At 32.3% G+C, this 13,038-nt stretch carries 14 protein-coding genes; 1 reads left to right on the forward strand and 13 read right to left on the reverse strand.

Annotation, left to right across the window (positions count from 1 at the left end; all coding sequences use genetic code 11):
* The first annotated feature begins 173 nt into the window (after positions 1-173).
* A complete protein-coding gene (locus CLV38_RS05720; protein ID WP_245920551.1) occupies positions 174-416 on the forward strand; it encodes a transposase in 243 nt (80 codons plus the stop codon).
* A 129-nt stretch (positions 417-545) separates the two neighbouring features.
* On the opposite strand, the gene CLV38_RS05725 is transcribed toward CLV38_RS05720, so the two are convergent.
* The 13 genes from CLV38_RS05725 to CLV38_RS05780 all read right to left on the reverse strand — a co-directional run bounded on the left by CLV38_RS05725 (position 546) and on the right by CLV38_RS05780 (position 13,031).
* A complete protein-coding gene (locus CLV38_RS05725) occupies positions 546-1,865 on the reverse strand; it encodes a lipopolysaccharide biosynthesis protein (protein WP_106192691.1) in 1,320 nt (439 codons plus the stop codon).
* 247 nt (positions 1,866-2,112) lie between these two features.
* Complete coding sequence (locus tag CLV38_RS05730) at positions 2,113-3,033, reverse strand: glycosyltransferase family 2 protein (RefSeq protein WP_170068826.1); 921 nt, start codon at positions 3,031-3,033, stop codon at positions 2,113-2,115.
* A 28-nt stretch (positions 3,034-3,061) separates the two neighbouring features.
* Entirely contained in the window at positions 3,062-3,940 is an 879-nt protein-coding gene (locus tag CLV38_RS05735) for a glycosyltransferase domain-containing protein (protein WP_106192696.1), read from the reverse strand.
* Positions 3,941-4,094: 154 nt separating this feature from the next.
* The gene (locus tag CLV38_RS05740; RefSeq protein WP_106192698.1) at positions 4,095-4,919 is read right to left on the reverse strand and encodes a hypothetical protein; all 825 of its coding nucleotides are present in this window, start codon (positions 4,917-4,919) and stop codon (positions 4,095-4,097) included.
* 45 nt (positions 4,920-4,964) lie between these two features.
* Entirely contained in the window at positions 4,965-6,065 is a 1,101-nt protein-coding gene (locus CLV38_RS05745) for an EpsG family protein (RefSeq protein ID WP_106192701.1), read from the reverse strand.
* A 27-nt stretch (positions 6,066-6,092) separates the two neighbouring features.
* A complete protein-coding gene (locus CLV38_RS05750; RefSeq protein ID WP_106192703.1) occupies positions 6,093-7,325 on the reverse strand; it encodes a hypothetical protein in 1,233 nt (410 codons plus the stop codon).
* Between the two features lie 39 nt (positions 7,326-7,364).
* The gene (locus CLV38_RS05755; protein WP_106192706.1) at positions 7,365-8,135 is read right to left on the reverse strand and encodes a glycosyltransferase family 2 protein; all 771 of its coding nucleotides are present in this window, start codon (positions 8,133-8,135) and stop codon (positions 7,365-7,367) included.
* A gap of 5 nt (positions 8,136-8,140) precedes the next feature.
* Positions 8,141-8,545, reverse strand: a complete 405-nt coding sequence (locus CLV38_RS14140) for a Rossmann-fold NAD(P)-binding domain-containing protein (protein WP_342751966.1) — start codon at positions 8,543-8,545, stop codon at positions 8,141-8,143.
* A gap of 42 nt (positions 8,546-8,587) precedes the next feature.
* Positions 8,588-8,989 (reverse strand): NAD-dependent epimerase/dehydratase family protein, encoded by a 402-nt coding sequence (locus CLV38_RS14145; RefSeq protein WP_342751967.1) that lies wholly within the window; start codon positions 8,987-8,989, stop codon positions 8,588-8,590.
* 21 nt (positions 8,990-9,010) lie between these two features.
* On the reverse strand, positions 9,011-9,610 hold the full coding sequence (locus tag CLV38_RS05765; protein WP_106192708.1) for a sugar transferase: 600 nt from the start codon (positions 9,608-9,610) through the stop codon (positions 9,011-9,013).
* A gap of 58 nt (positions 9,611-9,668) precedes the next feature.
* On the reverse strand, positions 9,669-11,525 hold the full coding sequence (locus tag CLV38_RS05770; RefSeq protein WP_106192711.1) for a polysaccharide biosynthesis protein: 1,857 nt from the start codon (positions 11,523-11,525) through the stop codon (positions 9,669-9,671).
* Positions 11,526-11,542: 17 nt separating this feature from the next.
* Positions 11,543-12,313, reverse strand: coding sequence for a tyrosine-protein phosphatase (locus tag CLV38_RS05775; RefSeq protein WP_106192713.1), 771 nt, complete (start codon positions 12,311-12,313; stop codon positions 11,543-11,545).
* A gap of 19 nt (positions 12,314-12,332) precedes the next feature.
* Positions 12,333-13,031: a CpsD/CapB family tyrosine-protein kinase gene (locus CLV38_RS05780; protein WP_106192716.1), complete on the reverse strand. Its 699-nt coding sequence runs from the start codon at positions 13,029-13,031 to the stop codon at positions 12,333-12,335.
* Positions 13,032-13,038: the final 7 nt, after the last annotated feature.

Here is a 13,038-nt window from a genome sequence, read left to right on the forward strand (position 1 = left end):
ATACCATCCAAAGGAGCTATGTCCTTCAGCTGTTATATCAGCCAGAATACGCATTCGAGAAATTAACACCGGAAGAATCACAATGCCTGTTTGAGCAGTATCCATTTTTCAAAGAGCTATACGACAGTATACAGACATTTAAAAAAATGCTTTAAACGCATGACGGTAAAGGAATGGGAGACTGGCTTGTTCAAGCGGAGCAGTCGCCCTACAAAGAATTGCATAGTTTTGTGGACGGAACAAAACAGGATTTAGACGCGGTCCTCATGGCTATTCAATCCCCATACAGCAACGGCCTGGTTGAAGGATCGATCAATAAACTGAAAGTGATCAAGCGCATCATGTATGGTCGTTGTTCCTTCGCTCTTTTAAGAAATAAAGTCTTATTGTTGGAGAGATTCCATTCAGTCAACTAACATTGGAAAGAACCTAATACAGTTTAGCAGTCACACCCTAGATAACTTATTTGCTCTTTAATTAATCCTAATCTCTAATATTATGAAACTAATACTCATCTAAGATAAATTTAGTTGTCGCGAGAAATCTTATCTGCTCTTACCTGTCTTTATATTAACTGATTCAAACCTCTTACTCAGGTAGAGTGTACTAATCATTAAGATTATATTAAGTATAGCACCGGAAACACTGTAGAAAGCTACTGCTATTACATCACTTGAGTACCAATAGTATCCCAACAGTAATAAACCTACTCTCAGAATTAATTCCAATGCTGTATAGATTAAATGAAATCTTTGAGCTGCCAGTACCGGTAAGGAATTTACACAAGGTTTGTTAATAAATTCAAAAAACACTCCCAAAGCCATCCACCTTGCGTATTCTCCTGCTACTATCCATTCGGCTCCAAAAACGAAACCGAATAATTGCGGACCAAAGACTATTACTAGACCAAAAGGAATACATCCTACTACAGATAGACCTACAATAGCTTTTTTTATCAACTTTGTAATATTTTCTCCATTCTTTGCAGCGTCTGAAATACGCGGATAAAATACATCACTTACTGACTTCCCTAATAGTGAGGTTGGAACTACTAACACTGTTTTACCGATAGAATAAAAACCAGCTGAGGCAGGTCCAAAAAAACTAGTCAAGATTAATATTGGTAAACTTTGAGATATAGAATATAAAAAAACCTGCGGAGCTCTATATAGAGGAAAATCATTATACTTTAGACCGACTTTTTTTAATTTGCTGAAATCATGGAATACATTATCTTTGTAATTAATTTTGTAGTGAAAGTTGATTTTTGAGAACCTTATCATCAAGATTGCTTTGAGTCCATTTCCGAATACACTTATAATAATTAGGACTGCTGCGACTGGTTGATATAACCCAATCATAACTTTACTACCATTTAGTATTAGGGCATGATAAAATTTCACTTTTGCTGAAATCAAAAATTTTTTTTTGCGAATAAGCCATTGTTCTGTAACTTGTAATACGCCGGCTAATAAAACAAAAATAGGTACTAAATACAAAAAAGGCGCTATCTGTTCTAAACTAAACATTTCAATGATAATTTTATTGAAAAATATTAGAATCAACCCAGTAAAGATTGTTATTATTGTTGATATTAATAGTGATAGATGGACTATGCCTCTTGCTTCATTATCATTACTCGGTAGTACTATTGCTATTGGATAAGTTAATGTTGATATAGGTGCAAGAAGACCTACAATAGCCATGAATACTCCTAGCAAACCATAACCTTCTGGTCCATAAATACGTGTAATAACTGGTTGTAATAAAAAACTTACTAGTTGAGCAGCAACTGCTCCAGTTGTCATTATTAATATATTTTTGATAAAAGGTCTTTTAGTGATCTTATTTAAAGTCATTCTCATTATTTATACTCCCTGTATAAAATATCTATTGCTATTTAGCACAAATCATTAAATTTTAAATCAATCTTTAAATAAATGAACTGTCGAAAAATATAAATAGCCGTAATTAAATTTTTAAGTATAATTTAACTCCACCTATGATTTTTAATTAAACCCCTTTTAAAAATGCTATTTATAACTAAATAGATAAACTGACTTTTATGCTTGAATACTCCATAAAAATTAAAACTTGTACTCAGAGAATAATTTAGCTAATTAGTTTAATTATAATAGCAACTAAACTTTTTAAAAAAACTTTAGAAAAAAATAAATTTTCAAAAATTCCCTTTCGAAATTTTATAAGTAATCTCAAATTATCTATTCTAGTTAAATCCTTGCTTATTATTGAGTTTAACCACATCCAAAAAAATGTTTTCCGAATTTTATTATAACTTTTATTTCCGTCCAGGTAAGTATAATATTCGGGTACAGCAATATTGCCTATGTTTATTTTTCTACGACTTAACGATTTTTCATCATAGTTAATATATATCATTTCATTACTAAGATAGAAAACGTCTGTTTTAAAAAAAAGAGGAGTGAAGAATAACCAATCTTCAAATTTTTCTACATCAATTTGAAAACGTAAATCCGACAAAAGATCTATTGAAAAAACTGCAGATGCACTCCCACCTAATGGAAAACCTCCATTGATAAGGGTACTTTGTTTATCTTTAACAATATAAGTATCTTTCTCTAATTCGAATAAATATTTTGATATTGAGTTCAAGCTTGGTCTATTAAATTTATCGTAATAGTTGCGGGTAGTAAGTATGTATTTAGCATTATACTTAGAAACAACTCTGGCAATATTATTAAAAAATTGAGAAGAAGATATTTCATCATCTGCATCTAGAAAAATTATATAATCACCAGTAGCGACACTAATCCCTCTATTTCTACTATATGAAACACCTTTATTGATATTATTCTTTAAAAGTAAAAGTTTATTGTTTTTTTCTCTGATTTGTAAATTCTTTAGAATATTGTAGCTATCGTCTTCACTAGAATCATCAATAACAATTACTTCAAAATTCTCATAATCTTGAGATAAAACACTCATAATTGAATTTTCAATAAACATTTCTTTGTTAAACACTGGAATAATTATAGTGATTTTTAAATTCATTAATTTACCTTTCCATTCGTTTCTGATACTATCTATGTTTAACTTTTCTAAAAGCATAATTTGAGTAAATATCTTTTCCTAAAATTGCGACTTCACTTATTTTTATCTTATTTTTCCATAAAATGAAAGGAAGAGAAATTTGATCTCTTTTGGAATATTTGCTAAATTCTTTCCACCATTCCTCCATTATCCGTACACAATCTGGATTGTTATGTTCTCTAACAATTACAGGCGCCTCGAGCATTCCGTAATTTTGCGGCATACCAGATGCCTTAAGATGATTCATGTGTCTTAGTAAATTCGCTTCATTATCTTTTTTTATTTTTATACAATTGTTGATTTCTTTATAAACACAGCTCTGTCTATAGTGATTGTGCAATTTCAGTCCATAACTGTTCATGTTATGTATAAACTCTGTAAAGTCAGTTGATATTTTAATATTACCATCTACATAAATTGAATATTTATAGTCAGAGAATAATTCGTGAGGCTTCATTTTGAAATATCGATTTTTCTCAATATTAGATTTATCAATAAGTGAGTAAGTGTCAAGTTCCACATTAAATTTTTTCCATTTAGAATTTTGTGAAATGTTATTATCTGTAATAATGAAGTAATCACAATTATCAGGAACATAATCTGGCTCTACAATATTATCATAGTTTCCAAAAATAACTGTATATATTACTATTCTATCTTCAGAAAAATAATTCGAGGATGTATCAATTTCTTTGATATCGTATTTGTTAAATCTTTTGACATGCTTTTTTAAAATCCCAAATCTATAAAATGAGTAAATAGCTTTTCTTTTGATATTTTTTTTCCAGAAATCTTTTTTATTTACTAATTTAACTTTTAAAAAATCATTATTTATTTTTTCTATATCAACATTTTTATTAGCAAACATTAAGGTACCCTCAATTCATCTTTATAGTTTGAGAATTTCCAGCTAAAAATATAGCCTTTTAAATATTATTGTTATAACACACATTTTCTAATTTTTTTAATTTAACACTTAAATAATTATTGTATATTTGCGATTTATAAGATGCATAAAAAATTTAATCTTTATAAAACTCCTCGTATATAAACTTATGCGATGAAAAGTAAAATTGTGCTCTTTTCTGATAATTAAGGCCCCCCGTACTAGTCTTTTCATTATGGATAATCTCAATTTCATTATTACAATAAGACTTTTTATTCTGTTTTGTAATTAGTTCTGCTATGAAGTTCTCTTCCCCAAATAAGAAACCTTTATATTCTTGATTTTTAATTATTTCCATAAATTCTATATTTAATGCAAAGAAACATCCCTGAACTGCGTAAGCGTACTGGCTCTCTTTTTTTATTCTTTTATTCTTTTTAGCTTTATATTTTCCCAAAGTTAAATACAATGAAGATAAGATAGGTTTGTCATGTATATAAATACTCTTTTTCATTTTATTAGCAGGAATTCTATCGATATATTTTGGGTTATCATATGTTTCATTTTTTAAATTATATACAGAAGGTGCTATACACCAGATATCCTCAGAATATTCAGACTCCAGAAATTTTTTAAAGAAGTCTTTTTCGTTAATTATAATATCTGTATTACTAATAACTATCCACTGAGGTCTATTACTAGCTGAATTTATGTATTTTCTATAGCCAAAGAATGCCCCATTTAGATATCCTAAGTTACTTTTAGGATCAAACAAATGTGTGGTTATGTTTAAATCTTCTAATTCTTTTTGGAAATCTACTTTGATACCTTCACTGATTTTATTATTAACAACTACTAATACTATATCTTTAGATATACTTTGCTTAGATAGTTGAGTTGCATAGTTTAGCACTTCTTCTTCATTAGCATAGTTAATTACTATATTGAGAAATTTACTCATTGTTTAGCTCCTTTTCGATTTTACAAAAATTATAAGTTGTAATTACTAACTAAAAAAAAATTTAAATGGGACAAACGAATCATAATAATTATAAAATCCTAAAAAACCAAATACTAAAACCACTAGTAAGTAAAGAGATGTGAATAAGATTTTAATATATTTATTGTCTATAGACTGAATATAATATGATGCAATTATAATTTCAACTAACCTGAACCCTATTGATAGCCTACCTAATACTGGTACATCAAAGAAAATAAAATATAAAGATATACCGACGAAATTTATTAAATATATTAAACTCGTCTTTGATCCTAGTTGTTTAATTCTTTCATAAAATAATACCATTAAGCCCGCTTGCATAAAATAATACAAGAAGCCTAACCATCCTCCTTCTCGCATCGCATGTCTTCTATTAGCATGATTCACAATTCGATTTAACCCAAATTGTTCTGAGAAAATATTATAGTTTAATCCACCAATAACTTCTCTGTAAAAGGGGCCTACAATTAAAAGACCTAGTACTATGCTTACTGAGAAATATATTAAAAGTTTTTTCCTATTCAATGTAATATTTTGCAATGGAAGTAGAATCAAAAAAATCAAAGCGCTCGCATGGAAACTTGCAGCTACTATAACTATAAAAATAAATTTTTTCGTTTTCTTTTTATCTAAATAGTTTATAGAATAAAGTAATATTAATACTGACATGGACATTCTTAATCTAGACATATTTTGATGAAAGAAATATAGAGAGTAGTAAATATACAAACCTAAAAAAGGGTATATTGAATAGGTTTGTAATACCTTTGTGACTAATATAATACTGATTAGAGAGTATACAGTCAAAAAAAGAGTGTACTCTCCTTCGATCAGAGTTATAAAATAGCTTAAAGTTGCATATCCTGGTTCCTGAAAGTCAACTATACTTAACGTTCCATTACTTATACTCTCAAAATACTCAATATGCAAAACATTATCATAACCGATGTCTAAAGCTCTAAATGCACTTAAGACAAATAAAACTGATGCGAAAAAATACATTATTACTTTTTCTAAAATATACCTATAGTTAAAATTTGTGGTAAATATTATCGAAAAAACAAAACCTAGCAAGTATAGAATTGTGAAAATATCAAAGTTCATAAAGTCCCAACTATCTAATATAAATTTTTATAGTTTAACAGTACAAAGAGATCTTTTACCTGTATGAGCGGAGTCGAAACAGAGCATTTTTCCACTTCTATCCCATCTAGGATGTAAATCACACCGTACTGTATCTTTAAACCCACGTGGAGACCATAACTTAGCTATAATTTTTTTATGGTTTTTTTCTATATGAAATATATTTAATTCCTGAATTCTAAATCTATTTGGATAACTATCAGTTACTATAAGACCTGACTCGTAACAATACTGCGGGTGACCATCTGAAGTGAAATTACCAGAACCAACTTTAGTATATTCATCGCTCTTATCTTTGAATATATGGTATCCATCACCATGCTTTTCGGTATTACAATATGCAAAAACCTCATTATTAGATTTCCACGTAATATGAGATACCATATCTCCAGTAGGAAAAACATGTATATTATCCCCATTAATGTCACAAGAAATCATTCTTGAATGTAATTGTTTACCTTCTTGATACCACCTATGCAAGAATAAGAAACGATTACCTGTAGGTGAAAACAAGCAATGTGTGAAAAAATGATAAGCATCTATCATTGTTTCATTAGGATCATACTCTGATATATCATAAACTGAGAATATTTCTTTTCTGTTTCCTGTTTTCAGCTCTATTATGCTCATTCCTGATTTTTTTGGTGCTTTGTCTAATTTATACTGATCATTTTCATTTGCATAACCATATCCATACATTCCTATATTTAGACGTTCAAAACTATATGAGGTTGCAACTACTCCATTATTGTCGACAGCACTTATTGATCTGTCTAAATTTAATACTTCTTTTCCTTCTAGATCTATAATCCTAGCAATATTATTTTCGCCGTCCCAGTCATTGAAAATAATTCTATTTTCATTATTCATCCACTGAAGCATTGATCCTTGTTGCCAATTCCAAGATTCTGTTTTTCCTAAAGACTTGAATTCTTTAAAATCCTTTCCATGAAAATATCCAATTTCTAGCTGTTCTCCTTTAGTTGGCTCCCTATTTGGAATATTGAACTTGTGAGATAATAACATCTTATTGTCATGTGACCATGGTATTTTGTCGTGAAATCCAAAAAAGTATCCTTCTCGCTCGATTATATTATAATTACTAACAATTCTTTTTTGTGGTATTACTGCTAATATAAATTGATAGCTATCTCTAAAAGCATTTTTTATCTTAGTATTTTTTTTTACTAGATCATATATTGTTCTTTCCAACCTATTCATTAAGCTTCCCTCAAATCATCATTTTTTTAGAATAGCACTTCACCTCAACTTAAAAACAGTTACGACAACCCAATAAATAATTAAATAAGTAGACTTTAGTACAGATAAATTTTCAATTTCTCTATACACTTTCCAATGATATTTAACAAGATTTGACTTCTTTTTAGAAAGCGATCCACTTCTTATTCTATGACTTGCAAGAGATTCTTCCATACCATAGAGCATCCCAGCATTCTTGACTACGCTTAACCACATCACATAATCATTTCGCTTTCGTATATTAGGAATATTGACTTTACCGATAACCTCTGCATTATAAATCACTGTTGAATTCCCTGGATTTTTCTTTAATATATCCACATAGGTACTTTGTTTTCTAACACCAATTGTTCTATTTAAGTACATACCATTTTCATCAATTTTGGTATAACTAGTGCAGGTAAACAGATAATTGTTTTCTTTCATAAATGATATCTGCTTAGTTAATTTATCTGGAAACCATACATCATCACTATCCAGAAAAGCTATGTACTTTCCTCTTGCAAGTTCGACAGCAGTATTCCTTGCGACTGCAGCCCCAAAGTTTTTCTCCTGTTTATGTAATTTAATTCTTTTATCTTTTTTTGTATACTTTTTAACTATCTCATCAGTGTTGTCACTAGAATTATCATCAATAACAATTACTTCCCAATTTTTGTATGTTTGTTCCAACACTGAATCCAATGTAATACTAATAAAATCTGCACAATTATAAGCAGGCATTACTATAGACACTAAGCCCTCATTTAAAATTTCTTTATTTTTTTCCATAGCGCTTATTTCTCCATTTCAGTATTTTTGATTGAATCATCAAAACTCACCACTATATAATTACTTTCAAAACCAGATAAATTCTGATTATAAACCAAGTCACCGAAAATTTTATTCACTATACCTACCTTCAATAACTTTAATACTGGGTTAAATAATTTTGTCAATATTAATTTTTTTCCTCGAAATTCAGCGATTTTTTTAACCATTTCACTAGTATTCACATATTCAGAATTTTGTGGAAAGAATAAACCAGTACTTTTATTGTTAATTACCTGCTTTATGAATTCAGATAGATTATCAATATATATCATACTACGTTTATTATTGTATTTTGGAAACAGTGGAGTCTTAACAGCTAAACTTGATAGTTTAGTATAATTCCCTTTACACCCTTTCCCGTATACCATCGGAGGTCTTATAATAGATACATTAAATGAATCATCCGCAAGTTAATTAATTAACTTTTCAGCTTCAACTTTAGACTTACCATAAGCATTTTTAGGTCTTAGCGGAGTGAATTTAGTAATATACCCACTATCGATTCCATAAACACTCATTGAACTTAGAAAGATAAACTGATTTACTCCATTTTCTTTTGCCTTTTTTGCAGTTTCGTATGCCAAATCTCTATTCACTTTATAATAGAGACCTTGATTCTTACTAGTCTCTTTTATATGTGCTATCCCAGCAACATGAAACACAACATCATACTTAGAAAAATCCATTTCTTTCCATAAGCCATCTCTCATATCGATTGTATCGACATGATAGTTATCCGGTTCTTTCATAATCCAGTTCTCTACTGAAGTTCCTATATAACTTTTTTTTCCTGTTATTAATACTTTTTTCATCTTTAAACAGTCTCCTTAAGTCTAAGATTCATCAGCTGTTCTGCCTTCTATTACACCATCACTTTTCAGAACACTAAAAATAGTTCCGAAGAAACATCTTATGTCCATTATAAAACCTATTTTCTTAACATATTCACCGTCAAGACTAGCCTTTACCTTTATTGGTAGTTCGTCTCTACCATTAATCTGAGCCCAACCAGTTAGTCCTACAGGGATATCATTCGCATTGTACTCGTCTCTTTCCGCAATTAAATCATACTGGTTCCATAGCGCTGGTCGTGGACCTATGATGCTCATTTCACCTTTAAAGATATTAATGATTTGAGGCAACTCATCTAGAGACGTTTTTCTTAAGAACTTCCCTACTCTTGTGATCCACTGATCCGGATTTTCAAGTAAATGCGTTGGTGTATCATTTGGTGTATCGATACGCATCGTTCTAAACTTCAATATGTAGAAGTGTGCTTTGTTCATGCCGACTCTCTTTTGTTTGAATAATACGGGACCTTTTGAATCAAGTTTGATTGCCAGGACGAGGATCAATAAAAGTGGTGATAATATGACTAATGCTCCTGTTGAAAGGATGATATCAATCAATCTTTTAACTTTTAAATAACTCATTTTAAACCTCCTATTTATGTAAAAGCTTCAACTAAATTATAGGGTCGAAGCCTCTACTTTAAGCATATGCCAGTGATGATTCCTCATTTGATTGTTCAGTTGTCAGTTTTAATTTACCGTTCGCAAAGTCAACGAGCTGTTCTTTTAGTTTACCATCTTCGAGTTGTTCTAATTCTTTTACAAAGAAAAGAACATCGTTGAGTGGCTCATTATTCACTTTACCAACAAAAATCTTCTCATACACTTGTTCTTTAGTACTCTCTTCAGTGCTTAAGAGTTCTTCAAATAGCTTTTCACCTGGACGGATCCCTGATTCAACAATTTTTATGTCTTTGCTCTTAGACCCACTGAGCTGGATCATTTGTTTTGCAAGATCAACGATTCGGACGGGTTCACCCATGTCCAACACAAAAATTTCTCCACCTTTTGCAAGTGATCCTGCCTGAAGTACTAAACGGCTGGCTTCTGGGATCGTCATGAAGTAACGGGTCATTCTGAAGTCCGTGATCGTGATCGGTCCGCCTTTTTTGATCTGTTCCTTAAAGACAGGGATCACACTGCCTCGACTGCCCAGTACGTTACCGAAACGGACGGCCACGAAATTGGTTTGTCCTTCTTCATTCAATCCAGTGACGATCATTTCAGCTATCCGTTTGGTTGCGCCCATGACGTTTGGTGGATTGACTGCTTTATCAGTTGAGACCATCACAAAACTCTGGACACCGGCTGCTTTAGCGCCTTCTGCCATGTTCTTTGTACCGTAGACATTGTTCTTGACTGCTTCAGTCGGATTGTATTCCATCAGTGGCACGTGCTTATGCGCTGCGGCATGGTAAACACGGTCAGGTTTATACTGTGCCATCACATCAAAGATGCGGTCACGGTTCTGAATGTCCGCAATGACAGGGATCAGATCGACTTTGTTTTTGTCGGCGATAGGTTTCAGTTCTCTGTGAATCAAATAGATCGAGTTTTCACCGTGTCCTAAAAGCAGGATGCGTTTGGGTGAAAAACGGATGATTTGACGACAGATTTCTGATCCAATCGAACCACCTGCTCCAGATACTAGAACAGTCTGTCCTGATAACTGACTGGCAATTTTTTTCATATCGAGTTTGACTTCTTCACGACCAAGTAGATCAGTCACATCGATTTCCTTGAATTCATTTACATCATAGGTGCCCATTACAATATCTTCAACAGATGGCATCTGGTTGAGTTTGATGTCTAATTCAGAACAGGATTCAACTATTCTATTTAATACATGCGAGGGTAATGAAGGTATGGCAATGGTGATTTGATCTATCTCAAATGTTTCTGTTATGTTTTTGATATCGTAGGTATTACCTAAAACAGGGATTCCAAACACGGTTGTTTTTTGTTTGTTTTTGTCATCATCTACAATACCCGCTATTTGGATAGCCGGATCATGTTTTAAATTTTTTATGAACAAGCTCCCACCCGCTCCAGCGCCTACAATCAATGTTCTCAATACTGGCTTATTAGCTGCTTCTCCAAGCTGGTTTCTTTTCACTTTGTGCTCAATAATAATCCGCCACGCTACTCGACTGCCAGGAATGATAACAGCAGCTAGTATGTACCATAAGAATGTAAAGCGCTGGCTCAAGGGAGTAAATAAAGTGTTGAATAAGTCACTTGTAAAGTAAGCTGCCGTTACAATCAGACCATGTACGATCGTTTCACGTATGCTGGTGTAGCGGTTTATTTTATCAAATAATCTAAAGTAGAAACCTAAACTTCCATATACTAGTACAATAATTACTTGAGATACTATTATTTCACGCAAAGGTAATTGAAGATAGGGATTTAAAAAGAGATAAGAGAACAGACCCGTTAAAGTAATGATTGTCAGATCAAATACTCCTAAAGTTATTCTTTTCATATGTCTGTTCATCAAAGTCACTCCTTATTTTATTTAAACCATTTCGAGATAAATGTCTGTTTGACACTCTGTGTATCAGGTGCTATTACTGGATCTCCATTTAATAAATCTTTAGTCGTTTGATTGAACAAACTTCGTTTACTTCTTCCATAGTCTTTAGCCAGTAAGTCATAGGCATCTTTCATGTAGAACCCACGGTTAGTAACATTATGAGCATCGGACGCTATGAAGTGTACGAGGTTCGCTTCAATCAATTGTTTGCTTAATTTTTCGATTTTCTTTCCGAAACCACCAGTATAACTAGCCGCAGTCAGTTGAGCCAAAGCGCCTTTATCAATAAAGTTCTTCAGTCGATTAGGGTGCTCTAGTATCGAGTGATTACGTTCAGGATGAACAATGATTGGCGTTTTCCCGTGAGACTGCAAATCATAAAAAAGGCGTTCTGCATAAGTCGGAATAGAGGCTGTCGGGAACTCTACTAAAATATAGGTACGTGTGTCATCCGTAAATAAAATTTTGTTATCATGAATGTCTCTTTCAAGTTCACCGTATATACTGACCTCTTGACCTGGAAAAATAGTTAAGTCAATCTCCCTTTTATCCAATTCTACTTGAAGGTCTTTGACACGTTGAATAACATCATTTTTTTCATTAATCCACTGACGTTTATGGTGATGGGGAGTGGCTAATATATGTGTGATACCTTCGGAAACGGCTGCTTCTGCCATTTCAATGGAATCATCCAATGTCTGAGCTCCATCGTCCACTCCGGGTAGTATATGGCAATGTAAATCATACATATTAGTCACTCCCTATAATTTATTCTCCGTAATAATAATAATAGCTATCGTCTGATTTATCGACTCTGTTTAAAATAGCGCCTAAGACATTTGCCTGAACTTTTTCAAGCAAGTCTTTCGCTTTGATAACTTCTTCTTTATTGGCTAGGCCTTTTGGTATAACGAAGATAACTCCTTCAGATTTTGAAGCCATAACTTGTGCGTCTGTTACCGCTAGAAGGGGTGGTGTGTCAAAAATAACCATGTCGAAATAGTCCAGCATTTCCTGTTTGATCTCTTCCATTCGTTTGGAAGCCAGAAGTTCTGCAGGGTTCGGTGGAATCGCACCACTGGTTAAGACATATAACCCATCTGAATGTGTTCGGTAAATAACCTCTTCCAAGCTGGCATTTCGATCAGTCAGTAGTGTTGTCAATCCATCATTATTTCTTACTTTAAATGTTTTGTGCACAGTCGGTTTGCGTAAATCTGCATCGACTAATAACACTTTTTTCTCATTTGAGGCAAATGTCGCAGCTAAATTAGCCGCAATGGTGGATTTCCCAGATGCTGGTCCAGCTGATGTAACCACTATGGTTCTCAACGTCTCATCTACCATGGAAAACTGAATATTTGTTTTAACTGTTCTAAACTGTTCTGACACCACTGAAGATGGTTTGTTCAGTACAACTAAACCAGGACGCTCAGCTGATTCTACTCTTTTCTTTTTATTAAACATGATTGAT

The sequence above is a fragment of the Alkalibacterium olivapovliticus genome (assembly GCF_003003275.1).
GTDB classification, from domain to species: Bacteria; Bacillota; Bacilli; order Lactobacillales; family Carnobacteriaceae_A; genus Alkalibacterium; species Alkalibacterium olivapovliticum.

Excerpts from the sequence above, each read along its gene's own strand:
- CLV38_RS05765 (WP_106192708.1), bottom strand. The coding sequence starts at position 9,610 with ATGAGTTATTTAAAAGTTAAAAGATTGATTGATATCATCCTTTCAACA.
- CLV38_RS05720 (WP_245920551.1), top strand. The coding sequence starts at position 174 with ATGGGAGACTGGCTTGTTCAAGCGGAGCAGTCGCCCTACAAAGAATTG.
- CLV38_RS05770 (WP_106192711.1), bottom strand. The coding sequence starts at position 11,525 with ATGAACAGACATATGAAAAGAATAACTTTAGGAGTATTTGATCTGACA.
- CLV38_RS05780 (WP_106192716.1), bottom strand. The coding sequence starts at position 13,031 with ATGTTTAATAAAAAGAAAAGAGTAGAATCAGCTGAGCGTCCTGGTTTA.
- CLV38_RS05755 (WP_106192706.1), bottom strand. The coding sequence starts at position 8,135 with ATGGAAAAAAATAAAGAAATTTTAAATGAGGGCTTAGTGTCTATAGTA.
- CLV38_RS05730 (WP_170068826.1), bottom strand. The coding sequence starts at position 3,033 with ATGAATTTAAAAATCACTATAATTATTCCAGTGTTTAACAAAGAAATG.
- CLV38_RS05745 (WP_106192701.1), bottom strand. The coding sequence starts at position 6,065 with ATGAACTTTGATATTTTCACAATTCTATACTTGCTAGGTTTTGTTTTT.
- CLV38_RS05740 (WP_106192698.1), bottom strand. The coding sequence starts at position 4,919 with ATGAGTAAATTTCTCAATATAGTAATTAACTATGCTAATGAAGAAGAA.
- CLV38_RS14145 (WP_342751967.1), bottom strand. The coding sequence starts at position 8,989 with ATGAAAAAAGTATTAATAACAGGAAAAAAAAGTTATATAGGAACTTCA.
- CLV38_RS05750 (WP_106192703.1), bottom strand. The coding sequence starts at position 7,325 with ATGAATAGGTTGGAAAGAACAATATATGATCTAGTAAAAAAAAATACT.
- CLV38_RS05735 (WP_106192696.1), bottom strand. The coding sequence starts at position 3,940 with ATGTTTGCTAATAAAAATGTTGATATAGAAAAAATAAATAATGATTTT.
- CLV38_RS05725 (WP_106192691.1), bottom strand. The coding sequence starts at position 1,865 with ATGAGAATGACTTTAAATAAGATCACTAAAAGACCTTTTATCAAAAAT.
- CLV38_RS14140 (WP_342751966.1), bottom strand. The coding sequence starts at position 8,545 with ATGGTATACGGGAAAGGGTGTAAAGGGAATTATACTAAACTATCAAGT.
- CLV38_RS05775 (WP_106192713.1), bottom strand. The coding sequence starts at position 12,313 with ATGTATGATTTACATTGCCATATACTACCCGGAGTGGACGATGGAGCT.